Source organism: Lactobacillus melliventris, from assembly GCF_042679465.1.
Classification (GTDB): Bacteria; Bacillota; Bacilli; order Lactobacillales; family Lactobacillaceae; genus Lactobacillus; species Lactobacillus melliventris.
On the sequence record NZ_JBHTMT010000001.1, the window covers coordinates 19873 to 44431 of the forward strand.

Below are 24559 nucleotides of genomic sequence, written 5' to 3' on the forward strand. Positions count from 1 at the left end.
ATTATTCTTGTAATTTTATACGTGCTACTTAATATAATTCAAAGTGTAATCTACACAATCAATAATTTTTTGTACACCTTTTACTAAAATTCCTTTTTCGGTTGAAAGAGAAATTCTGAAGTATCTGTCTGAATATTGGAAATCACTTCCCCTGGCCACAATTACATGAAAGTGTTTTTCCAGCAATTTATAGTATAGGTCAATGTCCTTGATGGTTTCTGGTACTTCAATAAACATGTATAAGCCACCCTTGTATGAGGAGCAAGGAAAATATTTACTCCTAGTAAAAAGTTTGGTTAATTCTGCACCGGTCTGTTTAATTTCCTCAATATGGTAGGTATATTTCTCTGGTTCTTCCAAAATTATTTCCCCGATGAACTGACTAATAGTTGGAGCACTAAAAGTGATACCTTCATTATAAAAGCCATCCCGTTCAATAATATTGGCCGGTGCAATGACGTAGCCAAGACGTATTCCGGGTATAGCAAAACTTTTGGAAAAGCTGCTGACTAAAATTTGATGAGAAATATCAGTTGAAATTGGTTGGTATTGGTAATTGCTAGGATAATCGCTGTAAACGTGATCGTCAACCACGAAAATATTTTTTTCTTCACAGAGATTATTCAAGAATTCTCGGTCCGTTGGCGATAAACTGGCTCCAGTAGGATTGTTAGGATAATTAATAATAATAGCCTTGGTATTTGCATTGACGGCTTTTTTGATTTGCTCAATTGGCAGTGCAAAAGTAGGAGACTCTGATTTAACAATTACTGGAGTTGCGCCAACGCCTGCAATTAAATTTAAGTATGAAGGGAAAAATGGGGCAACAACAATAATTTCATCAGATTTAGTATTGATGATAGATCTTAATGATAAAAAAGCACCATGCAGACATGAAACGGTGATTTGAATATTATTGATGTCAATATCCTTTATACCATAGGTTTCACTGTAATATGATACAATCTTTTCCCTCAGTTCAGGCAGTCCTAAACCCGGAGTATATCCATTTCCAGCATGCTCAACTCTTTTTACTAATTTATCAATTATTCTCTTGTTTATTCCGGAACGAAAATCTCCAATAGATAAGTCAATGTAATCGGATGGAAGTATATTAACGTCTAAGCTCATAATACGCTAACCTTTCTTTAAGTAAATTATTGTCTAAATCATATTCTTTAATTAAAAAAAGGTCAACTTGACTAAAAAATAAATCCAAGTATAAATGAGCGGTTTTGCTCATATATACTTGGATTTTTAGCTAATCTCACATTAATTTAGTTTAGAAAGGCTTAAATAACGTGTTGAAATTCAATTTATATTTTTACAATCAGTTTAAGGCTTATGAAATTCACCATCAAGAGTATCATCATGACGATTTTTTTCAGGCATCACAATTGCAGCAATAATATATAAAAGCAGTCCGGGAAATGTTGTACATAGTATTAATGCTGCACCACCAATTCTGGTCCACGCTTTATCCCAACCGAAATATTCTGCCACACCGCCAAATACGCCGGATATAACTTTATCCTGGGATTTTGTTAATCGTTTTTGCATGACTGTGCCTCCTTTTGTATTAATTTTAATACAAAATAATCATTAAAGTATATATTAAAATATTTTTTATTATAAAAATACTAGTTACAATATCAATATGGGAAAAATCAAATTCAAAGCATGCCACACACAAAAATATATTATTGTTTGCAACATATGCGGATTATGATGTTGGCTTCATCAGAGTCGAGTAGTTAAGTGGGAGTCAGGGTCTTTGGAGCTTTCACTTTTATTGCTTGCGCATCGCAAAAGTATCAGAATAGCAAAAGAGCTAATCCCTAGAGATTAGCTCTTCCTACACAAATGCCCCGAAAAAGATTCGAACTTTCACTTAGTTACCTAAACAGCGACCTGAACGCTGCGCGTCTGCCAATTCCGCCATCGGGGCTTATTATTTTTAGCACAGTAATAATCATACCAAAAATTTGGTAAAATGTAATCATAAAACGTAAAATAATTAAAAAAAATCAGGAAAGGGTGATTTATACTTGAAAAAGAAAGCTAAAGCGATCATTTTAATTTTTATCAGTTTATTAATTTTAGTGGTTCCTGTGGATGTAAAAGCTGCCCCAGAGTTACCTGATAACTATAATAAAAATGAAGTCAACATTGATGCCAAGGCGGCAATTGCTATAGACAGTAAAACAGGACAGTTGCTGTATGGTAAAAACATTAACAAGCAGTTACCTATAGCTTCGATGACCAAACTGGTGACTGTCTATCTGACACTAAAGGCGATTGACCAGAATAAAATAAACTGGGATACTAAAGTAACGCCAACTCAGCAAATCTTTGCTGTTGCAAGTAACAGAGAATATTCCAACGTTCCGCTGCGTATGAAGCATACCTATACAATCAGGCAGTTGTATCAGGCAACGTTAATTGAATCGGCTAATGGAGCTGCAATGATGTTAGCACAAGCAGTTAGTGGTTCCCAAGTAGCTTTTGTCAAGCAAATGAGACAGCAACTAAATAAATGGGGTATTAAGAGCGATCAGATATACACGACTTGCGGCTTGCCTAACAAGAGCGTGGGTAACGATGGCTATCCAGATGCAGATAAAGATGCCGAAAATATGTTGTCGGCCAAAGAGATGGCAATCATTGGGCAGCATTTAATTCAAGATTTTCCGGAAGTGCTCAAAACTACTAAAATTGCTAAAATGAATTTTATTGACCAAAAAATGGCGATACCAATGAGCAATTTTAACTGGATGCTAAAAGGGCTGCCGCAGTATCGCAAACGGTTTAAGATTGATGGCTTAAAGACGGGAACAACAGATGCTGCTGGTGCTTGTTTTATTGCAACCGCGCGCCATCAGGGTGGCAGAATCATCACGGTCATCATGGGAGCAAAACATTTAACCAATACTGACCCAGCGCGTTTTATTCAGACTGGCAAGTTACTTGATTATGTTTATCAGAACTATCAGCCTCTAGTCTTTCAGCGTAATGAAGTAATTATTGGTCATACTAATGTAGAAGTTCACAACGGAGAAGCCAGACAAATAAATATTGGTATGAAGAATAAAAGTCTGATTTGGGTGCCTCAAAATGGTCCAAAATTTAAAGTGGGTTTAAAGGCAAAAGTTGTTGAAGCTCCCATTAAAGTAGGGCAAAGAATTAATTACTATTTCTTTAAAGCCGGTAAAAATAAAATTATTTCTCTGCAACAGCCTAATGGCTTACTTTTACCTGCTCAGGCATTGCAATCAACTAATAAAGTTAACTTTTTAATTCGATTTTGGCGTTGGCTATTTGGAGGCTAATCATGTCTGAAATAACTGCAAAGATTTTGACAAAAGTAATTAAAAAACGACCCAGTAATTCACATAAGGGTAATTATGGCAGAATCCTGTTAATTGGGGGCAATGAAAATTATGGTGGTGCGATCATTATGGCAGCTGAAGCTGCGCTTAATAGCGGTGCAGGTCTAATTTCAGTAGCTACCCATCCAGTTAACTTGAATGCACTACATGCTCGTAATCCTGAGGTAATGTTCATTGATTGGCGTGATCGGAACTTACTAAATTTAATCACTAAAATGGATGTTATTGTTTGCGGACCAGGGTTAGGAACTAACTCTTTTGCTCATCAAATGATGCTTACTCTTTGTCAGAATGTTTCCTCAAATCAAACATTAGTTTTGGACGCAAACGCTTTGGATTTAATTGGACAAGACCCTAAGCTAATCCCGACCAGTGCTGGCTTGATCGTTTTAACACCTCATCAAATGGAATGGCAGCGTTTAAGTCAAATTAGAATTCCTTATCAAACTGATAGTGCTAATTTGAGTGCTTTAAAAAAGATTTTTCCTACCCAAAATGTTATTTTGGTTTTAAAATCAAATCGCACTCATGTTTATACTAGTACTAACGAAATTTTTGTAAATACTAGCGGTAATCCTGGTATGGCTACCGGTGGAATGGGAGATACATTAGCAGGGATAATTGGTGGCTTTATAGCACAGTTTGGTGGCACGCTAGATCCAGTCCTGGCTGCAATTTATCTTCATTCCTTAGCTGGCGATAGAATTGCTGAAACGGATTATGTGGTGCGCCCAACTAAAATAAGTGCAATATTGCCTCAGTTGATGAATCAATATGCTGACAAAGGATAGATTTTCCGTTGAAACACAAATATGATTTGGAGAAAAGTTATTATATGAAAAAAAGTCTATTAAAAGTTCTTACTGCTTTTTGTATTATTCTAATATGCGCTATCAGTCTTGCGCGGGTTTTCATGCCTACTCAGCCTAAAATGGATAATAAAACTAAGGATGCCAAGAAAACAGTGGTTATAAAAACTGCTGCATCTTACCGTCCTTATCAAGACCCTAAAGACTTGCGTTCTCCTTTCAATTGGAAAAAAACGAGTGAAACTAAGCCTTATCCCAAAATAAAGCATTCTGAAAACAATTTGAAAATTAGAGTATCGCTTAAAGGTAATCGTGTTTATGTTTTACGTGGCAATCAAAGAATATATACCATGTTAGCGAGTGCAGGACTTTTTAAAAAGAATAAATCATTAACACCAACCGGAACATACAAAATAAAGTATGATCGTGGAGATTCTTTTTATAATCCTGAATTAAACGAGGGCGCTAATAACTGGACCAGCTGGGACAAGGAAAATGTTTATCTTTTTCATTCGGTTCCTACAAAAAGTAATGGCAAATACAACATTAAAGAGGCTGAAAAGTTGGGAGTTAAGCCTGCTTCTCACGGTTGCATCAGGCTAAGTGTTCCCGACTCACGTTGGTTGGTTGAAAACATTCCTGCCGGCACAAAGGTAATTATCAAAAATAACTAAAAAATTTGGCGCAGACATTATTTGCTGTTATAATCATTTGATGAAAGTAGTTAGAAGTAGTAGGCATTTTTTCCAATATAGCGAGCTTGAGATTGATGAGAGTCAGGCTGGAAAAATGACTGAAGGCGTGTCTAACCGACCAATTAGAAAATTTAATAAGCGGATACTTTGTATCAAAAAGAGTGGTACCGCGGGTTATACTCGTCTCTTCTTCAAGTTAGTGAAGGAGAGACTTTTTTTGGCATTTAGGAGGGAAAAATGGATTTTAAAGACAAGGTTGTCGAGTTGGTTGCTGGACAGGTTGACCTTTCCAAAGAGCAAATCAGTTCGTTAATTGAAAGGCCCAAAAATGAAAAGATGGGTGACTATGCATTTCCAGCCTTTGCTTTGGCAAAAGTGGAACACAAAAATCCTGCAGTTATTGCACAAAATATTGCCAGTGAGCTAAAGAGCACTGATTTTGCATCTATCACAGCTGTAGGTCCATACGTTAACTTTTCAATAGATCATGGCAGATTGATCTCGCAAACTCTTGCAGAAATTTTGCAGCAAAAAGAGCACTTTGGGGATCAAAACTTAGGAAAGGGCAATGTCCCGATCGATATGTCTAGTCCTAATATTGCCAAGCCAATGTCTATGGGCCATTTAAGGTCGACTGTGATTGGTAATTCAATTGCTAAAACTTTGGCAAAAGTTGGCTATACGCCTATAAAAATTAATTATTTAGGTGACTACGGCACTCAATTTGGAAAATTAATTGCTGCTTATAAGCATTGGGGCGTTGAAGAAGATGTGAAAAAAGACCCCATCATGAATTTGTTTAAGTACTACGTAAAATTTCACAAAGAGGCTGAAAAACATCCAGAACTGGATGATGAAGGACGTGCTTGGTTTAAAAAACTAGAAGATGGCGATCCCGAAGCAGTTAAATTATGGCAATGGTTCCGGGACGTATCTTTAACTGATTTTAATCGCATTTATAAAGAACTCGGAGTTACTTTTGATTCTTATAAAGGCGAAGCTTTCTTTAATGATAAGATGCAGCCAGTTATTGATGAATTAAAAGAAAAAGGACTTTTGCATGAATCTCGCGGTGCACAAGTTGTTGACATGGGTAAAGATGAAAATCCAGCTTTGATTGTGAAGTCTGACGGCACTAGTATTTATTTAACACGTGATTTGGCAGCAGCCATTTATCGTCAAAATACGTATCATTTTGTCAAAATGCTTTATGTTGTCGGTAATGAACAGTCCCAGCATTTTGTAGAGTTAAAAACCGTTCTGAAGAAAATGGGCTATGATTGGGCTGACGAAATTTATCATGTTCCTTTTGGCTTAATTACTCAAAATGGTAAAAAGCTTTCTACTAGAAAAGGGAATGTAGTTTTCCTTGATCAGGTTTTACAGGATGCTGTTAACTTGGCGCAAAAGCAAATTGAGCAAAAGAATCCTGATTTAGCTAATAAAGACCAGGTCGCTCATGATGTGGGAGTTGGAGCAGTAATTTTTCACGATTTGAAAAACGAGCGGACTGAAAACTTTGATTTTGATCTTGATGAAGTTGTCCGTTTTGAAGGGGATACTGGTCCCTACGTGCAATACACAAACGCGCGTGCTCAAAGTGTTTTGCGTAAGGCTGCTGAACAAGGGCATAAACCTGGTCTTTCTAATATAAAGATAGATGATAACTGGTCTTTTGGAGTTGCTAAATCTTTGGCCGACTTCCCTCGAATCATTGCTCGCAGCAGTGCTAAGTTTGAACCGTCAATTATTGCTAAATATGCACTTGATTTAGCCAAGAAGTTTAATAAATATTATGCTAATGTCAAAGTGTTGGTTGATGATGATCAAATAAGTGCTCGACTGGCACTAGTTCAAGCAACCTCAATTGTTTTAACCGAGGCTTTGCGACTATTAGGTGTTAATGCTCCTAAAGAAATGTAAAAATTTTCAAAAATAACGTTTTCATCAAATAAAAGATTGTTCAATGCTTAATTAATACGATACAATATGACTGTAAGTTTATTAGGAGGTATATTTAATGGCATATTTAGATAATGGTAATCAAATCTTTAAGGATGCTCGTAAAAACCATTATGCAGTAGGTGCTTATAACACTAACAACTTGGAATGGACACGTGCAATTTTGCAAGCAGCTGAAGAAACTAGAACTCCGGTTTTAATTCAGGTTTCTATGGGTGCAGCTAAGTACATGGGTGGCTATAAAGTTGCTAAAGACTTAGTTGAAGATGAAATGGATGCAATGGACATTTCTGTTCCAGTTGTATTGAACTTAGACCATGGTAGCTTTGAAGCTGCTAAAGAATGTATTGCTCTTGGTTACTCATCCGTTATGTTTGATGGTCATGCTTTACCAACTGAAGAGAACTTAGCTAAAACCAAGGAAATCGTTAAGTTGGCTCATGAACGCGGTATTTCAGTTGAAGCTGAAATTGGTAAAATTGGTGAAAACCAAGGAGCCGATGGTGGTGAATTAGCATCTGTTGAAGACGCAAAAACTTTCGTAGCCGCAGGAGTTGACAAACTTGCTTGTGGTATTGGTAACATTCACGGCGTTTACCCAGAAGGCTGGAAGGGCTTGAACTTTGATCGCTTAAAGGAAATTGCTGATGCAGTTTCTGTTCCATTGGTACTACATGGTGGTTCAGGTATTCCTGAAGAGCAAGTTAAGAAGGCTATTTCCCTTGGAATTTCTAAAGTTAACATTAACACTGAATTCCAATTGGCTTTCCAAGCTGCTACCCGTAAGTACTTTGAAGCCCACAAAGATGAAGACAAGGACAACAAGGGTTATGACCCTCGTAAGCTCCTTCTTCCTGGTACTGAAGCAATTACAGCTTCAATGAAGGAAATGATCACTTGGCTTGGTACTCCATCAATTGATGACAAGATTAAGTCAGCTGGTTTTGATAAGAGTTCATTGAATTTGGAATAAATTGATAATTAAGTAAAGGGAGTTCAACTGTTTAGGTTGATCTCCCTTTTTTGCTTATTTTAGCAGCTAGGATTAAATATTGACTGCAAACGAAAAATACCATTTTCATATTCGTATTTTAAAACGGCACAATTCTGATAGTGATTATTACGGTTAAATATATTATATTTTTCCCACTTTCTATAAAAATTAGCTATAGCTCCGGCATGGGAGACGATTAAAATTTGTTTATGGCATGAAGATTCTACAATCTCTGTAATCGCTTTATTAATTCTGGCAACCACTTGTTCTTGAGATTCTCCACCAAACTGAACAAAAAAATCTTTGTATGGTAAAGGCGGATTAAGGTGCTCCCCCTCACCTTCATACGCACCAAAATTCCATTCTCGTAAATCTTTATGAGTTTTAAAGGGTAAATTGGTGACTAATTTTAAAGTATCTATCGCCCTTTCAGAAGTGGAGCAATGAGCTTCTTCTAAAGTAATCTGTTCATTTTCAAAATATTCTTTTTTCGTAGTTTGTGCTTGTTTAATTCCCAGAGTGGTCAGTGGTGAATCACAAAAGCCCTGTATTTTATGTTGGACATTAAACAAAGTTTGTCCGTGACGCATTAAGTAAACATATTTCATAAATTTGCCTTCTTTTATCTATTTAAACTCAATTGTAACTAAAAAAGTTTTAAAAATCTAAATGAAAAATGATTGACTTAAACATGAAGTTAAGCGTTATACTCAAGAAAAGGCATAAGGAGGGAAAAATTATGATTTTTGAAGAAACATTTACACTTAATAACGGGGTAAAGATCCCTAAACTGGCATTGGGAACTTGGAAAATTCCCGATAGTGAAGTGGCTTTACCAGTCGAATCTGCTTTAAAAATGGGCTATAGGCATCTTGATACTGCTCAAGCTTATCATAACGAGAGTGGAGTAGGTCAGGGGATTAAAAATTCAGGTATTGCTCGTGACCAAATTTTTGTTAACTCAAAAATAGAGGCTGAAATTAAAGACTATCAAAAAGCTAAAAAATCTATTGATGAAACTCTTTTGCGAATGGATCTTGATTATTTAGATATGATGATTATCCATAATCCGCAGCCATGGAAAGAGGTAAACCAATCTGATGATCGGCATTTTGCAGGTAACTTAGAAACTTGGCGCGCTTTAGAAGACGCTTTGAAAGAAGGAAAATTGCGTGCTATTGGAGTTTCTAGTTTTCAACCGGAAGACTTGCAGAACTTAATTGACAATAGTAATGTTAAGCCTATGGTTAACCAAATTCTTTGTCATATTGGTGCGACACCTAAAAAGCTAATTGATTTTTGTCAGCAGCAAAATATTATAGTTGAGTCTTTTTCACCTGTTGCGCATGGCGAAGCTTTAAATAATGCTGTAATTCAAAAAATGGCAGAAAAATATCATGTTTCAGTTGCACAACTTTGTATTCGTTACGATTGGCAACTAAATACCGTAGTTTTACCTAAGTCTGTCAATCCAGAACATATGAGACAAAATTCCGAATTGAATTTTGAAATAAGTGAAGATGATATGGCTACTTTAGAAAATATTAATACTTTTGATTATGGCTCTGCCAGTCATTTTCCAGTTTTTGGTGGAAAAAGATAAATAAAAATCAAGAAAAAATTTTACTGTGGAAATTTGAGGTAAACACCTTAATGATTTCAACTAAGTAGTATCAAAGCTTTTTAAGTCAAGAACTCTCATTTATGAACAAAAACCAAAGTTTATAAAACTTGAAAAGCGAAAACTTTTGTAATTCAGCCTTTTTCAAATAGTTTGTTAAGAAAATACAACAAATCGCGGAACAAATAACCTTAGATGGAACTATTTAAAAATTATATTTTTTGAAATCGTTTGCAATGGGCCCTGAAATAAAATATAATAACTTCAGTGAAATTGTTAGCTTCGGCGCAAAATTCATGAAATTAAATATGGGTGCTATTTCGTTTTGAAAGCAAGACCAAATATTAGACTATTTTAATGTAGTTAATATTTGGCCTTTTTTATTTTGTCTTGAACCAGAAAGGAGGTAGAAATTGAAGATTCTTCATAAACTAAATAACAGTGCAGCTATTTGTACAAATAGTTCTTCAGACTCAATTATTGTTATTGGCAAAGGAATTACTTTTGGTAAAAAAGAAGGAGATGAAATAGATAAGTCGAGAATTGACAAAATTTACACTAATGCTGATCAAAAAATTACTAAACTAATTGAACAAATACCTGATGAATATTTTGAAATGGCCACTATTATTATTCGCTATGCAGAAAGAAAATTAGAACAGCCACTTGCAGATGATGCATACTTTGTTATTTCAGATCATATTGAAGGAATAATGTATCGCTATAAACATAGTATTAGTATGCCTTTTGGTTTTATGCAGGAAGCTGAGCTTTTTTATCGCAAAGAATTTCAAGTTGCGGAATGGATATTGGATTATTTGGATGCGGCTTTAAATGTTGAATTACCTGATGATGAAATTGGTTTTTTAACTATAGATGTTGTTAATTTGATTGGGAATAACAATGGAATGAATGAGCTCAAGCAGATAATGGAAGTTGTTAAAGAAGTCGAAGGGGAAGTAAATGCAGCTTTTCCCAATCTTGATAAAAAAAGTTTTTCATATAAAAGGTTTAGAACACATTTGCAATACTATGCTTATCGCTTTGTATCCAATCAGGAATATCACGATCAAAACATCAAATTTGATTTTGACCAAGAATATATTACTAATACGAAACAGCTAATAAAGAATATTAATAACAAGCTGAAGGAAAAATATGGACATTCAATGGACAAATTAGAACAGAAATATTTGTTACTACATTTACAACGTCTAATTTATTCAGATAATTGAAATGAGGTAAAAAATGGCTTTAGATTACAATAAGATGTCTAAGGAAATTTTGCAGTATATTGGTGGCAAGGACAATTTAACTTCAGTCAATCATTGTGCTACAAGATTAAGGTTAGGCATAAAAAGTACTGAAAATATCGATAAAAAGAAATTAACTCAAATAGAGGGCGTTTTGGGAGTAGAAATCATTTCAAACCAAGTCCAGGTCATTGTGGGTCAAATTATTGAAGATCTTTATAATGCTTTTGGGCAGGTTGCCGGTTTCTCAGGTGCAAGAAATGTAGAAAATAAGCAAAGCGTCAAAAAGCGCAAAAATATTGGAACGCTTTTTGTGGAGTTTTTGGAGTTAGTCGCCAAAATTATGGCACCTGTCATTCCTGCTTTAATTTGTGCTGGTTTTTTCTCCCTAATTATTATAGTTGCTCAAATGTTTTTCCATTTGAAAACTACTGATTCAACTTATATTATTTTAAACAGTTTGGGCCAAACAGCTCTATTCTTTTTGCCAGTCATGGTGGCATACTCATCCGCTAAGCAATTTGATACAGATCCAATTTTATCAATCATGCTAGCTTGCTTCTTACTTTATCCCGATTGGAATAATTTAGTTGCAAAAGGTTCTGCAACGGGCTTTACATCTTATTTTGGGTTGCCAGTTCATTTGCAAACATACAATGGTCAAGTAGTTCAAATTATCTTATCCATTTGGATTATGAGCTTACTTGATCGTTGGCTTAAAAAAATAATTCCTAATTCAATTCGTTATTTTTTAAAACCAGTATCTTTACTACTTTTAATGTCAATTATTACATTAACTTTGACGGGACCGTTAGGCGGTCTGTTTACGAATGGTATTAGTACATTCATAGCATTCCTTAGAAAAACAGTGCCTTGGCTAACAGTACCCGCTATATATACTTTTGCAATGACAGTTGGGGTCTTTATGCCGGGCTTCCACTTGGCATTAATTCCGATAGCAACTCAAAATTTAAGCACTCTAGGTTATGACGATATTATCAACATTTGGTTTATGGCAGGTACGCTAGTACCTGGATTCGTAGCATTATGGGTTGCATTAAAATCAAAAAATATTAAAGGAAGAAATATTTCCTGGACAGCTGCTATCTCAGCTCTATTTGGCGGTGTTTCAGAACCGACTCTTTATGGTATTCTATACAAAATGCCAGTTTTGTATGCTGTAGATTTTGTCACTGGCTTAATTTTAAGTATATACAACGGAATAGTAGGGACGAAAGCATATGCGTATGGTGCATATTATTTAACTAATCTACTTTTGTTTTACAATGCAAAGGATCCTAATAATTTAATTAAAGCAATAGGAGGAATTGTGCTTGTTGCGATAGTATCCTTTATAGGTGTTTGGTTCACCAAATGGTCATGGAATGATGATGCCAAAGTAGATCAAATGTCATTAAAATCTATTTTTAATAGGAAAAAATCAGATAATGACACCAACAGGTCAAATGTTAGTCATAAATTTAAAGAGGCTAAACAGTTGTCAAATCTAAAAAGTGATATCGTCTCTGCTCCCGTAATAGGCAAAATTATTTCTCAAAGTGAAATAAGTGACCATGCATTTTCTAGTGGAAGTTTAGGAAGCTGCTTTGGAGTTAAGCCGGAAAGTGATGACATCTACTCTCCTATTGACGGTAAGGTTAATTCAATTGCGCCAACAAAGCATGCGATTACGATCAGAGGTGATCATGGTGATGAAGTAATGCTGCATTTAACTTTGGATTCTATGAAACTTCAGCCAAATGATATTTCCGTATTAATTAAACCAGGTGATCAAATTGCGCAAGGACAAAAAATAGCTGTATTGCACCGAGAGCAATTAAAAAAGCGTAAGTTAGATGATACTGTAATTGTAGTGCTACTAAACTCAAACAAATACAAAAACATTAAGTTTGAGAAAAATAAACTTATTGCTGAAATTTAAGGAGATAATTATGAAAGAAAAACTTTGTTTTGTGAAATGTATTGATCATGAAGTACCATTGCAAATAGATTTACCAGATAAAGGTCAAGAATTTCCTGCCATACTTTTAATTCATGGGTTTATGTCAGCCAAAAATTTGGATGGCCATATGTTGCAAAAAATAAGTTTAGAATTGACCAAAAATGGTATTGCTGCAGCAAGAATGGACCTTTGCAGTATGGGTGAAAACATCTGCTCTCGTGAAAAATATGGTATGAGAATTATGATTGATGAGGTTAAGGCATGCTTTAATTACTTACAGTCTTTACCATATATTTCTGAAAAACATGTAGGTATGCTGGGTCACAGTCTTGGTGGACGTTTAGCGTTTACTTGTTCAACCCTACCTGCTAAATTAATTGTTACGTTAAATGGTGCAATCAATACCAATGTGATGATGGTTCCTTCGTATAATAAATTAGAAATGCAGCAGTTAGGTTATAGTATTATGCATACCAGTGATGGCAGAGTTGAACTAATATATCAGAAATTTGAAAGAGACATGAAAGATACACTTAATATGAATATTAGTAACTTTAAAAACCCAATATTGGTTTGTATTGCAGCTAACGATCCTACTCTTGATCCAAATATTGGACTTAAGTTTGTCAAAAATTGTCATATGAAAAATGTTGATTCAGTTGTTATTGAAGGAGCAAATCACACCTTTAATGCCAAAACAGGTGATTATACAAAATTAAATGAATTGAACAATCAAATGATTCCATGGATTTGTCGAAATATAAAATAATTTTGTATTACTGATATCAAGTTAACTAATACTAGTTATTAAAAAAAATTTTAAAGCATGAAAAAGCCTTCTAAGCCAATTTATTAGTTTAGAAGGCTTTTTTTTATTCAAAAATATTGAATTTAGTCATACAGAGTGAAGGAATAGAAGAAATTATAACATGCTTAAATATTTATAATTAATGTAAATGTCCGTTGATTCCTTTTTCAACGGACAATTTTTGATTAATTAAGCGTTTACATAAGTAGCAAAATAAAAATATCAGGAGGGATGATAAGTGCGTAAAGAAATTAGTCAAGAAATTATTGATTATCTTAAGCTTCACAACAAGTTCATTACTTCTGAAGAACTATCAAATGGCTTGAAAGTTTCAAAAAAAACAATATCCCGCCATATTAATAGTATTAATAAAAAATATTCTAAACCAATAATTATTTCCCAAAGGGGGCGAGGCTATGAACTTAATTATTCCAACTACTTGAACGTAGCAAATAATGATGTTCACAATGATTCATCCACACAACTTAGACAAGAAAACATGCTGGCAAAATTGCTTTTTGCTTCTCCCAGTGAGGTTAAAATTTATGATTTAGTAAACAGTTTGTATATCAGCGAACCAGTACTGAGGAATGATGAAAGACAAATAAGTAAAAAAATATGTAAATGGAACTTAAAACTAAAAAGCAAACAAAGGTCGGTTCAAATTATTGGTACCGAAAAAGATATCAGAAGTGCTTTGATGGAAGTAGTTCTTCATATTGACAAGTCTACAGATATTGAGACATTACGAAAAAATACTTCTCAATTAGATCAAAAAGACTTTAATTTTGCTTTAAGTCAAGTTGAAATGGCCTTGCGAGTATTAAATGGTTCTTTACCGTATCCATATAATATAAATTTTTTTGCTCATATTTATGTTTTGTTAATAAGAGCCAAAAAATATAAATCTATGGATAAATCAATTTCTTTAGATACTGGGTTACAGGCAGAAATTAAAATGAATCCTGAAATTTTTAGTATTTGCAAGAGCATTGTAGCTAATATTAAGAAATACTTGGGCTTTAACGGCAAAGAATTGGATCCAGAAGTCTATTACCTATTTAAGTACTTACTAACTTCGCGCTTCAATTCATTTGACGGAATTGTTCTTGATGATCGCGATTTGGCCGACGAAGTCACCGACTTTTTTATTTGCAAGGTATCTACTTATTTACACTGTGATTTTTCACCATCTATTAAAAATGAAATTAAGAATCATGTTTTAGCAATGATAAGCAGGCTAAAAATGAAGATAGCTTTACCCAATGCTTTATTAAAAGATATTAAACTGGAATATCCCCAGGTTTTTATTGCCACTAAGAATGCAGCAAAATTGGTCAGTCAAAAATTTAACTTACCGGTAATTTCAGATGATGAAACAGGCTTTATCTGCTTATATTTTGCTAAATATTACGAAGAAAATAATAAATCGAACACGAAAATTAAAGCTTACGTGATATGTACAACGGGAATTGGAACTTCGGGAATAATTTCTACCAAGATCAAAAATACCATTCCTGAAATTGAAATTGTAGGTCTTGCCTCAAATTATGATATTGAAACTATTATCAGAAATAAGCCTGAAATTGAGTTGTTAATTAGCACTGTTCCCATTAATCTTCACGGAAACATTCCTGTCGAATTAGTTAGCGCTTTTTTTACAAAAAAAGATGAGTTAAAAGTTAAAAACGTAGTGAGGAAAATCATTAATGAACGAAATTTTGCTTAAAACTTGTGATAGAAGTTTGACCGATCAAAGAACAGCTTTCCTAATTATAGCAGATATTGTTGCTCGCAAAATGAATGTGAGAAACGAAACAGTTCTGCAAAGTCTATCGACTAGAGAAAAAATCGCTAATACTGCTTTAGTGAAGGGAGTTGCCATTCCTCACATAATCTTAGACCGCAATTTTTCTCCTTGGTTACTGATTTGTAAATCAAATACATTGATATCTGATTGGAATTGTCTTGATAACTCTAAGGTTAATAAGCTTATCTGCTTAATAGTTCCCCAAGTAGTAAAAAAGTCGAGCAGTGGTTTCAGAGAGATAATTGCCATCATGAATAAACTTGCAGATGATACTGTAATTGCGGAAATCAATGCAGCTGAAAATGCAGCAGAAATTGCTCAAATTTTAAAAAGATAGGAGGTCATAAAAATTTGACTGAAAAAGAAATCGATATTGCGAAAGTCATTAATCCAAACTTAATTGACCTTCATTTAAATGGAAAAACTAAAGAAGATGTAATTAAGGAGCTCAGTCATCTTTTGCAAAAGGATGACGATATTACTAACATTCAGGAATTCGTAGATGATGTTTTTAATCGAGAAGAAGAAGGTGAAACCGGTATAGGACAAGGAGTAGCCATCCCTCACGGTAAATCAAAAGCTGTCAAAAATACTATGATAACGATTGGTCTAAGCGACCATCCAATACCTTGGGAAACTTTAGATGACCAGCCCGTTACTGCTGTAATTTTATTTGCTGTTAGGGATCAGGATGCAGATACATTACATTTAAAGCTTTTACAAAAAGTAGCAATTTTGTTATCTGACGATAACTTTATTAAGAAACTACATGCTGCCACAAATAAAGATAGTGTTATTAATCTTTTGTGTGCAAATTAGAGGAGATGATTAATTATGAAAATTGTTTGCGTTTGTGCTTGTACTTCTGGTATTGCACATACTTATTTAGCAAAAGCTAAGTTGGAAAAAGCAGCAAAAGAACTAGGAGATGAGATTCACATTGAGACTCAGGGGACGATAGGTACAGAAAATGCCTTGACACCAGAGCAAATTGCTGAAGCTGATGTTGCTTTGCTGGCAGTTGATATAGCTACTACCGGTAATGAACGTTTTAAAAATATTCCAACCGTAAAAGTTGGTACTTCACTAGTGGTTAAAGCTCCTAAAAAGCTTTTAGAAAAAATAGAAGAAGAAATAAAAGAAAGAAAAAGTAAAAAGGAGTGATTTAAATGAATACATTTGTCACAGGTGCTAAAAAAGCTGGTTCTGCTGTCAAAAAGCACCTGCTAACGTCTATTTCTTATATGCTTCCACTTGTTGTAGCTTCAGGTCTATTGATAGCAATAGGAAACCTGATGGGCGGTAAGCAAGTTACCAGTTTGGCTCAAATGAACTTTCCTAATAGCATGACTACACTTGGTGTTTTGGGAATGGGCCTTTTGCCGTCATTTATTGCAGGTTATATCGGTTATTCAATTGCTGATAGACCAGGGATTGCTCCTGGATTCTTAGCAGGACAAATAGCTTCGTTTTTGGGAGCTGGATTTCTGGGAGGCATAATTGGTGGATTTATTGCAGGTTATATTGCTTTAGGTATTAGAAAAATCAAAGTTCCCCGGTGGGCTAATGGACTTATGCCGATGCTGATAGTTCCTACTGTTACTGCAATATTTACCGCATTGATAATGTTCTTCTTGCTGGGTCAGCCATTGACTGCAGCAACAACAGCTCTTAATCACTTTATTACCAATTTATATCGGTCTCAAAGAGCATTGTATGGCTTTTTAATTGGCTGGATTGGCTGCTTGGATTATGGAGGAGCAATAAGTAAGATTCCAAATTTGATTTGTGATGGTTTACTGCTTGACGGAATCAAAGGACCTGAAGGAATCAAAGTTTTAGCTTCAATGGTACCTCCTTTCGGAGTTACAATGTCTTATTTTTTAGCTAAATTATTTCATAAGAATATCTATACTAAAAAAGAAGTTGAGAACATTGAAGTGGCTTTCCCAATGGGATGTTGCATGATTACAGAAGGTGTTATTCCTATTGCAATGAATGATTTGTTACGTACTTTACCATGTACCTGGATTGGTTGCGGAATTACAGGAATGATCAGTTATGCTTTCGGAAATGAAAGCCCAGTACCTTCTGGTGGAGTTTTTGTTATTCCCGCAATGTCTAAGCCAGGTATAGCAGTAATTGCTTTATTAGTTGGTTCATTAGTAACAGGAATTTTACTAGCAGTTATAAAAAAGCCGTTAAATCAAGAGCAAGTTAATGAAACTCAAGATGATGAAGAGAAAAATGTTGATTTATCAAGCATAAATCTGCAGTAAAAAATTTTCATTTGTAAGGGAAGTGATGTCTATTACTTGTTTGTGAAAATTTTAAATCTAATTAAAAGGTAGTTTTTAAAATAAGGAGAAAAAGATGACATTAGTAAATATGAATCAGTTGTTACGTGTAACTAGGAAAAATAATTTTGCAGTTGGAGCTTATAATGTTTCCAATCTTGAATTAGTAAGAACGGTAATTGAACAATGTGAAAAAGATTACGCTCCAGCAATAATAATGATTCACCCCACAGAATTAAGATATTGTAAGGATGATTTTGTTACTTATGTTTTAACGCGTATTCGTGACAGTAAAATTCCCGTAGCCCTTCACCTTGATCATGGTGATTCTGTAGATAGCGCAGCCCGAGCAATACATGATGGCTTTAGTTCAGTAATGATTGATATGTCAGCTGAAGACTGGGAAACAAATGTCGCATTAACAAGAGAAACAGTAACAATGGCTCATAGAGTTGGTGTTTCTGTTGAAGGTGAAGTAGGAACTATTGGTAAAACAGGTATACACATCGAAGGTCATAAAAAAGAAGGCATTTATACCACGCCTGAAGAAGCACAAAAATTTGTTGAAGAAACGGGTGTTGATACTTTAGCAGTTGGTATAGGCACTAGTCACGGAATTTATCCTCCTGATGTTACTCCTAAAATTAGAATTGATATATTAAAAAAAATCGTTCAAGCTGTTCCTGATACACCTTTAGTTTTACATGGCGGATCTTCGAATCCGGATGAACAAATTTCTGAGGCTGTGAGAAATGGTATCAGTAAAGTAAATTTGGCCTCTGATTATAAAAATGCATTTTTCCAAAAAGCACGTGAAATACTAGCTAAAAATGATGGCTGGGATCCAAATAATCTTTTCCCGGAAGCAATCGAAGCAGGCAAAAAAGTAATACACCATAAAAATGAAGTATTTAATTCTATCGGCAAAGCCAAATTATATGAAGGCATTGATCCTTGGAGAGCAGATAAGATTTAATTAAACCGCAATTATTAATAAAAGGACTACAGTGTTGAAATATTGTTTCCAAAATCGTAGTCCTTTTTAGACGCAGTCAAATATTCATATCTTAATTAGATAACACTTGATTAAAAACAACAGTATAATATATCTAAATCATAAAATCATCGAGACTTACACAAGGAGATAATTGACGTGCGTGAAGAATTACGGTTTTTAAAGTGCATTGATCATGAAGTGCCGATACAGATTGATATTCCAGATAGTGGAGATAAATTTCCGGCTATGTTGTTGGTTCATGGCTTCATGTCCTCTAGAAACAATGATAATCATATGCTGGCAAGAATCAGTAAAAAAATAGTTGAGGCAGGAATAGTAGCAGCTAGAATAGATTTATGCAGTATGGGTGAGAACCTATATTCTAGAGAAAATTATGGTATGAAAGTAATGACAGAAGAAGTCAAGGCCAGTTTTAGCTATTTACAAAATTTACCGTATGTTGCAGAAAATAATGTTGGCTTGTTGGGTCATAGTCTCGGTGGCCGTTTAGTATTTACCTGCTCAGATTTACCAGCTAAAATTATAGTTTCTTTAAATGGTGCGATTAATACTTCAGAACCATTGGAAATGGCATATGATAAATTTGAAATGGATAATTTGGGTTACTGCATTGTTCATACTAGTAGCGGTGGTGTTGAACTCGTATACCGCAGATTCTTTGACGAATTGAAAACAACTTTGAATGATAACATTAAAAACTTTAAAAATCCGATTTTAGTTGAAGTATGCACCAGTGATCCAACTTTAGACCCCAATATTAGCTTAAACTTTATTAAAAATTGTCATATGACTAATGTAGATTCTTTTACTGTAGAAAATGCAAATCATACTTATAATGTTGAAACTGGCGATTTTACCAAGCTTAATGAGCTAATAGGTAAAGTTGTGCCATGGATTAGTTCAGATATTAAATAAAAAAACCAGCTTTTAATCAAGCTGGTTGCCTAGAAAATATTCTGAGCCTAGCTTTAATTTTGAAAAAGTTAGGCTTTTTAGTTTATCTTTTTAAATACCGTTGGTTTGTTAAGTGCGCGGTCAGTCCATAATAAAACTTGTTTTTCCTGAAGTTCAATTGGCAAAAGTTCGTGCTGGTACAGCCTTTCTTCTACAAACATTTTGCCTTCTTCATTTACAAATACCGGGTAGTCCCATTTACCGATGGTAACCAATAAATCACCATTTTTTTCTTTTAGTGTAATTAAACCATAGCCTGGGTTTTCATAATCACCTAAAAGATTATCTTCTGCTTCAACACTTTGTGGGATTTCCCCTATTTGTTCTTTAATTCTTTTCTCACGAGTTGCTACTTTTTTATCAACTATCTTTTTAATTTTACTGGTCCAGTCTGTTTCGTGAATATCCAGAACATTATCAATAGTTTGATAAGCTAAAGCAAAAATGGCATCAGTTGAATCCATATTTGTTGTTGAGACAAAAGCTAAGTCAAGGTCAGGAACAAAGCCCATGAAAGAACAATAGCCAATATATGAACCGCTATGGTAGAAATATTTATGTCCCCGGTAATCTTCCATCATCATGCCCAGACCATAAGCGCCAAAATTTGCGCCGCCATACGCACGGCTAGGAGACATAATAGATTGAGGTAGAAAATGCTCAGCCATTGCGTTATTTTTGCTTTCTTTTTGCAATTTTAATTGGTATTTGGCCCAAGTTAGCAAATCAGATATAGTTGAAAGCATGCTGCTCGCACCACCAACTTTTCCAGGCGCAATAAATGGCACTTCTTCGGTAATGTCATTATCTCTAATATACGGCTTGACTATTCTTTCACGTGGTGCCTCGTGATGATTAACATAGGTATTATTCAAATGCAAAGGCTTCAGTAAATGCTCGTGCTCATAAATACCATAATCTTGATTAATAGCTTGTTCAAAAGCATATGTAGCAACAGCAAAAACCAGGTTACTATACTGCATTTTGTAACGCAGTTCATGATTGGGCTCTAAAAAACCAACACGTTCTGCCTTTTCTTTTAAAGTAAGATCATGCTTGTTCATATTAGTAAAACGCATTAAGTCATGAGCTGGCAATCCACTTTGGTGACTTAGAGCATCCCTCCAAGTTAAATGGTCTGCGGCATATTTATCTCTTAGTTTGAAATCAGGCCAATATTTTTTTAACGGGTCATCCAAAGTAATTTTACCTGAATCAGCTAATTGGCAAACTGCAGTGGCAAAAAAGGTTTTTGAAATTGATGCTAAAGGATACAAACTATTTTGCTCTGCATCACCAAAGACGTGACTGTAACTTTCACCTTTATGATAAACGCCTACACCTAAACTAGGTAAATTAAACGTGTCAATAACATTTTTTGCTAAATCAGCAATTTTTTGATTATTCATGTTCACTCTCAATTTCTTTATATAAATTTTCAATAATAGAATTATACAAGAGCATCTGGTAATTTACACTAATGAAGTCGCGTAATTAAGATAATAATTGTGCTAAATGTGATATTAATTAGATGACCATTGTTTTATTATGGGAAAAAGCAACAGGATTTTTTACTACTTAATACCTAAGTAAAAGCTCTTGAGGGATTTTTTACTTGAGCAAAGGTATTTTAGTTTTAGGCAGATTGACCTTTAATTCTTCAAATGAAAATGGCAGCAGCAAAGAAATTTGATAAGCGGTTAAATGTAAATATTCTTTGCTTATAAAAGTGGGATTATACAAAGGATCACCCACAATTGGACAACCTATTGCCGCTAAATGAACACGGATTTGGTGTGTTCTTCCTGTTTCTAAGTCGAGCTTAATTAAAGCAGTATTATTGCTAAAGCACTTTAGAATTTGGTAATGTGTGATTGCTTTAAGTCCGTCAGCAACAATTTTGCGCTTGCGCTTATCAAGTGGATCTCGTCCAAGGGGCAGGTTAATTATGCCAGTATCTGCTATTGGCTTATTCATGTTGACTACTGCCAAGTATTCACGGTGAAAAATTTTACTGCTTAATTCACGATTTAAAATAGGAACAACTGCCGGATTTTTAGCAACCAAAAGTAAACCACTGGTTAGCATATCCAAACGATGTACAATAAAAGGAGAGTACCCTAAGTAAGTAGCACAATCATTCAAGGCAGTGTTGGTTTCATTTAAGTTAGGATGTGTTTTTTGTCCTGCGGGTTTATTAATAATTAACAGATTTTGATCTTCGTAAATCACTTCTGGCATTTGTCCGCTTGCTGGGTAAGTATTTTGACCACTCTCAATGTGTTTTAGCCACAGCTCAATTTTATCGTCTGGAAAGACCATTTGATTAAAATAATGATAAGTGCCGTTAATCAAAATCTGGTGTTCAGTTCGTAAGTAATGACGCCATTTGCGTGGGATCAGCAAAAGACGCAATAAGTCGTTTACTGAGCATGGTTTGAGATTTTGGGGAAAATTAAATGTAAAATAATAGCTCATAAATATTTGTTAAATCTTTTTGAAAATAAAAGTAATATCCTCTAATATGATACAATTTTAATTGTTTCTAAAGGAGCAGATAAAATGGAAAACAATGAACCAAAGAAAAACGAGAAACGTGGCTTATGGTACCGTTTTGATCATCGTTTTTTTATCGGTCGCTGGATCATTTTGATTTTGCTTACCGTCATTCTCTTGGTTTGTACTTATTATACCGTTAAAGTTAAAACATCCAATATATCAAATTTAAAAGCGTCATTACCTGTTACGACGGGAATTTATGACCAAAAAAACCAACGAGCAGGCTCATTATACTCACAAAAGGGAACTTATGTTGAATACAACAAAATTTCACCTAACGTGAAAAATGCTGTAATTTCGACCGAGGACAGGACTTTTTGGAAAAATCCCGGCTTTAGTATTAAGGGAATGGGGCGTGCCGCTCTAGGTATAGTGCTTAATCACGGGCAAATTGCCGGAGGAGGTTCAACTATCACCCAGCAATTAGCTAAAAATGCCTTATTAACTCAAAAACAAACATTTTCGCGTAAAGTTGAGGAACTTTTCTTTGCTATCGAACTTAATCATGTTTATTCCAAAAAAGATATACTAACGATGTATCTTAACAATTCCTATTTTGGTAATGGCGTCTGGGGCGTAGAAGATGCCAGCCAAAAATATTTTGGCAAGAATGCCAGTCAGCTGACAGTTGGTGAAGGTGCCACGTTAGCAGGTATTTTGCGTAATCCTAGCAAGTATAATCCCATTGATCACATGTCTTATGCTTTATCGCGACGCAATTTAATTTTGAATTTGATGGTTGATAATAAAAAATTGTCAAAATCACAGGCAGAAAGCGAACAAAAAATTGGTTTAACTTTACGTGATACATATCATAATAAAGATGGTTATCGTTATCCTTACTTCTTTGACGCTGTCGTGGATGAAGCAATTAATCGCTATGGCTTAAAAGAAGAAGATGTCATGAATAAGGGTCTGAAAATATACACTACTCTTAATCAAAATTATCAGAGTCAGCTGCAAGAAAGGTTTAACCAGGATTACTTATTCCCTCAAAATGCCGCTGATGGAACTAAAACTCAGGGTGCTACGGTAGTGATGGATCCTACTACTGGTGCAGTACGCGCTGTAGTAGGAGGACGGGGCAAGCATGTCTTTCGCGGTTATAATCGCGCGACACAAATGAAGAGGCAACCTGGTTCTTCTATTAAACCTATTGTTTCTTATGCGCCTGCCTTGCAGCAAGGATATCATTATGATTCCCAGCTTTCTAACAAACTGCAGCGTTTCGGGAAGAATGGCTATCAGCCCCACAATGTTGACAACGGTTATTCGGATAAAATTCCTATGTATGTGGCTTTGGCGCAAAGTAAAAACGTGCCTGCTGTTTGGCTATTAGACCGCATTGGAGTAGCTAAAGGTGTCCAGTCTGCTAATAATTTCGGCTTGAAGGTAGCAAAAGAGGATCAAAATTTAGCTTTGGCTTTAGGCGGATTATCGACTGGTGTTTCACCTATTCAAATGGCTCGTGCCTATTCGGCTTTTGCTAATAAAGGTAACTTACCGAATAATTCTTACTTTATTACCAAAATTACTGATGCAAGTGGCAATGTGATTGCGGAAAATCACGATACGGGTACTCATCGAATTATCTCTGAAAATACTGCTAAAGAGATGACTACAATGCTGTTAGGCGTATTTGCAGGCGGTACAGGAACTTCAGCTCAACCTGCCGGATATCGAGTTGCTGGCAAAACCGGTTCTACCGAAGTTCCTAATTCATACGGTTTTGGCACTAAGGACCAATGGATCGTTGGTTATACTCCAGATGTTGTTGTAGCAACTTGGGTCGGCTTTGATCGCACTAATCAGCAGCATTTCATGCACGGTGTATCCGAAACTGGTATCACAAGGCTTTATAAAGCTGAAATGGAAGGTATTTTGCCGTATACAGCACAAAATCAATTTAGAGAACAAGCGCCAAGGCAAATTATTCAAAATAACGGTGCTGGTACTGATTGGACGCAAGGTTTTGGTAAAAAAATTGAAAAAGGGCTCGGATCTGCCAGTGAAAAGATTAATGAATGGTATAATGACATAAAAGGACTTTTAGGTCACTAATTAGGAGGAAAAAATATGATAAATATTTACGATTCAGCAAATCAGGTGGCGACAGATTTCCAAAAGCTTGATGAATTTAAGGCTTTAGAAAATGCTGTCAATGCCGTGAAAAATAATGAGGAAAGTGCAGCTTTATTCAAGCAAATGGATGAGATGCAAACTAAAATCATTAATTCTCAAACTGAAGGAAGAGACTTTCCTAAGGATTTAGAGGAAGATTATAAAAAGTTGAATGAAAAAGTGCAAAAGAATGATCAAATATTGCAACTTTTGCAAGCTGAGCAGGCTGTCTCTAAAACAATTGAAGATGTTCAAAAGGCAATTACCAAACCCATTAATGACCTTTATGACGGCCTTAGAAATTAA

Annotated in this window: 23 protein-coding genes and 1 tRNA gene; 18 read left to right on the plus strand and 6 right to left on the minus strand. The window is 34.9% G+C overall.

The window, feature by feature from the left end; translation table 11 throughout:
• Nucleotides 1-24: 24 nt before the first annotated feature.
• From ACFQ32_RS00110 to ACFQ32_RS00120, 3 genes are all read right to left on the minus strand, one after another.
• Nucleotides 25-1131 (minus strand): pyridoxal phosphate-dependent aminotransferase, encoded by a 1107-nt coding sequence (locus tag ACFQ32_RS00110; RefSeq protein WP_046325162.1) that lies wholly within the window; start codon nucleotides 1129-1131, stop codon nucleotides 25-27.
• 204 nt (nucleotides 1132-1335) lie between these two features.
• Nucleotides 1336-1560, minus strand: a complete 225-nt coding sequence (locus ACFQ32_RS00115) for a PspC domain-containing protein (protein WP_046325161.1) — start codon at nucleotides 1558-1560, stop codon at nucleotides 1336-1338.
• A gap of 304 nt (nucleotides 1561-1864) precedes the next feature.
• Nucleotides 1865-1948: transfer RNA gene (locus ACFQ32_RS00120), tRNA-Leu, on the minus strand.
• Between the two features lie 100 nt (nucleotides 1949-2048).
• Between ACFQ32_RS00120 and ACFQ32_RS00125 the strand changes: the two genes are divergently transcribed.
• The 5 genes from ACFQ32_RS00125 to fba all read left to right on the plus strand — a co-directional run bounded on the left by ACFQ32_RS00125 (nucleotide 2049) and on the right by fba (nucleotide 7828).
• The gene (locus ACFQ32_RS00125; RefSeq protein WP_046325160.1) at nucleotides 2049-3329 is read left to right on the plus strand and encodes a serine hydrolase; all 1281 of its coding nucleotides are present in this window, start codon (nucleotides 2049-2051) and stop codon (nucleotides 3327-3329) included.
• 2 nt (nucleotides 3330-3331) lie between these two features.
• Nucleotides 3332-4180, plus strand: coding sequence for an NAD(P)H-hydrate dehydratase (locus ACFQ32_RS00130; protein WP_046325159.1), 849 nt, complete (start codon nucleotides 3332-3334; stop codon nucleotides 4178-4180).
• Between the two features lie 44 nt (nucleotides 4181-4224).
• Nucleotides 4225-4872 carry a L,D-transpeptidase gene (locus tag ACFQ32_RS00135; RefSeq protein WP_046325158.1) on the plus strand — a complete coding sequence of 216 codons (648 nt, stop codon included), beginning with the start codon at nucleotides 4225-4227 and terminating at the stop codon, nucleotides 4870-4872.
• Between the two features lie 258 nt (nucleotides 4873-5130).
• Entirely contained in the window at nucleotides 5131-6816 is a 1686-nt protein-coding gene (gene argS, locus ACFQ32_RS00140) for an arginine--tRNA ligase (RefSeq protein WP_046325157.1), read from the plus strand.
• A 97-nt stretch (nucleotides 6817-6913) separates the two neighbouring features.
• Complete coding sequence (gene fba, locus ACFQ32_RS00145; RefSeq protein WP_034980057.1) at nucleotides 6914-7828, plus strand: class II fructose-1,6-bisphosphate aldolase; 915 nt, start codon at nucleotides 6914-6916, stop codon at nucleotides 7826-7828.
• A gap of 59 nt (nucleotides 7829-7887) precedes the next feature.
• Here the strand turns inward: fba and ACFQ32_RS00150 are convergent, their stop codons facing one another.
• On the minus strand, nucleotides 7888-8457 hold the full coding sequence (locus ACFQ32_RS00150) for a histidine phosphatase family protein (protein ID WP_046325156.1): 570 nt from the start codon (nucleotides 8455-8457) through the stop codon (nucleotides 7888-7890).
• Between the two features lie 128 nt (nucleotides 8458-8585).
• On the opposite strand from ACFQ32_RS00150, the gene ACFQ32_RS00155 reads away from it, so the two are divergent.
• The 11 genes from ACFQ32_RS00155 to ACFQ32_RS00205 all read left to right on the plus strand — a co-directional run bounded on the left by ACFQ32_RS00155 (nucleotide 8586) and on the right by ACFQ32_RS00205 (nucleotide 19534).
• Entirely contained in the window at nucleotides 8586-9452 is an 867-nt protein-coding gene (locus ACFQ32_RS00155; RefSeq protein WP_046325240.1) for an aldo/keto reductase, read from the plus strand.
• Nucleotides 9453-9883: 431 nt separating this feature from the next.
• Nucleotides 9884-10705 carry a PRD domain-containing protein gene (locus tag ACFQ32_RS00160; protein WP_046325155.1) on the plus strand — a complete coding sequence of 274 codons (822 nt, stop codon included), beginning with the start codon at nucleotides 9884-9886 and terminating at the stop codon, nucleotides 10703-10705.
• Nucleotides 10706-10718: 13 nt separating this feature from the next.
• Nucleotides 10719-12665, plus strand: coding sequence for a PTS glucose transporter subunit IIA (locus ACFQ32_RS00165; protein WP_046325154.1), 1947 nt, complete (start codon nucleotides 10719-10721; stop codon nucleotides 12663-12665).
• Nucleotides 12666-12675: 10 nt separating this feature from the next.
• Nucleotides 12676-13455, plus strand: a complete 780-nt coding sequence (locus tag ACFQ32_RS00170; RefSeq protein ID WP_046325153.1) for an alpha/beta hydrolase family protein — start codon at nucleotides 12676-12678, stop codon at nucleotides 13453-13455.
• A 277-nt stretch (nucleotides 13456-13732) separates the two neighbouring features.
• A complete protein-coding gene (locus tag ACFQ32_RS00175) occupies nucleotides 13733-15223 on the plus strand; it encodes a BglG family transcription antiterminator (RefSeq protein WP_046325152.1) in 1491 nt (496 codons plus the stop codon).
• Nucleotides 15204-15641, plus strand: a complete 438-nt coding sequence (locus ACFQ32_RS00180) for a PTS sugar transporter subunit IIA (RefSeq protein WP_046325151.1) — start codon at nucleotides 15204-15206, stop codon at nucleotides 15639-15641. The genes ACFQ32_RS00175 and ACFQ32_RS00180 overlap by 20 nt, the downstream gene beginning before the upstream one ends.
• A gap of 14 nt (nucleotides 15642-15655) precedes the next feature.
• On the plus strand, nucleotides 15656-16123 hold the full coding sequence (locus ACFQ32_RS00185; protein ID WP_110446304.1) for a PTS sugar transporter subunit IIA: 468 nt from the start codon (nucleotides 15656-15658) through the stop codon (nucleotides 16121-16123).
• A gap of 15 nt (nucleotides 16124-16138) precedes the next feature.
• Nucleotides 16139-16468 carry a PTS fructose transporter subunit IIB gene (locus ACFQ32_RS00190; RefSeq protein ID WP_046325149.1) on the plus strand — a complete coding sequence of 110 codons (330 nt, stop codon included), beginning with the start codon at nucleotides 16139-16141 and terminating at the stop codon, nucleotides 16466-16468.
• A gap of 5 nt (nucleotides 16469-16473) precedes the next feature.
• Nucleotides 16474-17583, plus strand: coding sequence for a PTS fructose transporter subunit IIC (locus tag ACFQ32_RS00195; protein WP_046325148.1), 1110 nt, complete (start codon nucleotides 16474-16476; stop codon nucleotides 17581-17583).
• 94 nt (nucleotides 17584-17677) lie between these two features.
• Nucleotides 17678-18577, plus strand: a complete 900-nt coding sequence (locus ACFQ32_RS00200) for a ketose-bisphosphate aldolase (RefSeq protein WP_046325147.1) — start codon at nucleotides 17678-17680, stop codon at nucleotides 18575-18577.
• A 177-nt stretch (nucleotides 18578-18754) separates the two neighbouring features.
• The gene (locus ACFQ32_RS00205; protein ID WP_046325146.1) at nucleotides 18755-19534 is read left to right on the plus strand and encodes an alpha/beta hydrolase family protein; all 780 of its coding nucleotides are present in this window, start codon (nucleotides 18755-18757) and stop codon (nucleotides 19532-19534) included.
• Nucleotides 19535-19611: 77 nt separating this feature from the next.
• On the opposite strand, the gene ACFQ32_RS00210 is transcribed toward ACFQ32_RS00205, so the two are convergent.
• A complete protein-coding gene (locus ACFQ32_RS00210; protein ID WP_046325145.1) occupies nucleotides 19612-20982 on the minus strand; it encodes a serine hydrolase domain-containing protein in 1371 nt (456 codons plus the stop codon).
• A gap of 202 nt (nucleotides 20983-21184) precedes the next feature.
• Nucleotides 21185-22051: an RluA family pseudouridine synthase gene (locus ACFQ32_RS00215; protein WP_046325144.1), complete on the minus strand. Its 867-nt coding sequence runs from the start codon at nucleotides 22049-22051 to the stop codon at nucleotides 21185-21187.
• 84 nt (nucleotides 22052-22135) lie between these two features.
• Here ACFQ32_RS00215 and ACFQ32_RS00220 point away from each other — a divergent pair, with 84 nt between their 5' ends.
• Both ACFQ32_RS00220 and ACFQ32_RS00225 read left to right on the plus strand, forming a co-directional pair.
• On the plus strand, nucleotides 22136-24193 hold the full coding sequence (locus ACFQ32_RS00220) for a PBP1A family penicillin-binding protein (RefSeq protein WP_046325143.1): 2058 nt from the start codon (nucleotides 22136-22138) through the stop codon (nucleotides 24191-24193).
• 15 nt (nucleotides 24194-24208) lie between these two features.
• Nucleotides 24209-24559 carry a YlbF family regulator gene (locus tag ACFQ32_RS00225; RefSeq protein ID WP_046325142.1) on the plus strand — a complete coding sequence of 117 codons (351 nt, stop codon included), beginning with the start codon at nucleotides 24209-24211 and terminating at the stop codon, nucleotides 24557-24559.

Bases quoted from the DNA above. Each gene is read 5' to 3' on its own strand.
- ACFQ32_RS00180 (WP_046325151.1), top strand. From the start codon at position 15,204: ATGAACGAAATTTTGCTTAAAACTTGTGATAGAAGTTTGACCGATCAA.
- ACFQ32_RS00225 (WP_046325142.1), top strand. From the start codon at position 24,209: ATGATAAATATTTACGATTCAGCAAATCAGGTGGCGACAGATTTCCAA.
- ACFQ32_RS00220 (WP_046325143.1), top strand. From the start codon at position 22,136: ATGGAAAACAATGAACCAAAGAAAAACGAGAAACGTGGCTTATGGTAC.
- ACFQ32_RS00210 (WP_046325145.1), bottom strand. From the start codon at position 20,982: ATGAATAATCAAAAAATTGCTGATTTAGCAAAAAATGTTATTGACACG.
- argS (WP_046325157.1), top strand. From the start codon at position 5,131: ATGGATTTTAAAGACAAGGTTGTCGAGTTGGTTGCTGGACAGGTTGAC.
- ACFQ32_RS00195 (WP_046325148.1), top strand. From the start codon at position 16,474: ATGAATACATTTGTCACAGGTGCTAAAAAAGCTGGTTCTGCTGTCAAA.
- ACFQ32_RS00170 (WP_046325153.1), top strand. From the start codon at position 12,676: ATGAAAGAAAAACTTTGTTTTGTGAAATGTATTGATCATGAAGTACCA.
- ACFQ32_RS00150 (WP_046325156.1), bottom strand. From the start codon at position 8,457: ATGAAATATGTTTACTTAATGCGTCACGGACAAACTTTGTTTAATGTC.
- ACFQ32_RS00110 (WP_046325162.1), bottom strand. From the start codon at position 1,131: ATGAGCTTAGACGTTAATATACTTCCATCCGATTACATTGACTTATCT.
- ACFQ32_RS00130 (WP_046325159.1), top strand. From the start codon at position 3,332: ATGTCTGAAATAACTGCAAAGATTTTGACAAAAGTAATTAAAAAACGA.
- ACFQ32_RS00190 (WP_046325149.1), top strand. From the start codon at position 16,139: ATGAAAATTGTTTGCGTTTGTGCTTGTACTTCTGGTATTGCACATACT.
- ACFQ32_RS00135 (WP_046325158.1), top strand. From the start codon at position 4,225: ATGAAAAAAAGTCTATTAAAAGTTCTTACTGCTTTTTGTATTATTCTA.
- fba (WP_034980057.1), top strand. From the start codon at position 6,914: ATGGCATATTTAGATAATGGTAATCAAATCTTTAAGGATGCTCGTAAA.
- ACFQ32_RS00165 (WP_046325154.1), top strand. From the start codon at position 10,719: ATGGCTTTAGATTACAATAAGATGTCTAAGGAAATTTTGCAGTATATT.
- ACFQ32_RS00200 (WP_046325147.1), top strand. From the start codon at position 17,678: ATGACATTAGTAAATATGAATCAGTTGTTACGTGTAACTAGGAAAAAT.
- ACFQ32_RS00215 (WP_046325144.1), bottom strand. From the start codon at position 22,051: ATGAGCTATTATTTTACATTTAATTTTCCCCAAAATCTCAAACCATGC.
- ACFQ32_RS00115 (WP_046325161.1), bottom strand. From the start codon at position 1,560: ATGCAAAAACGATTAACAAAATCCCAGGATAAAGTTATATCCGGCGTA.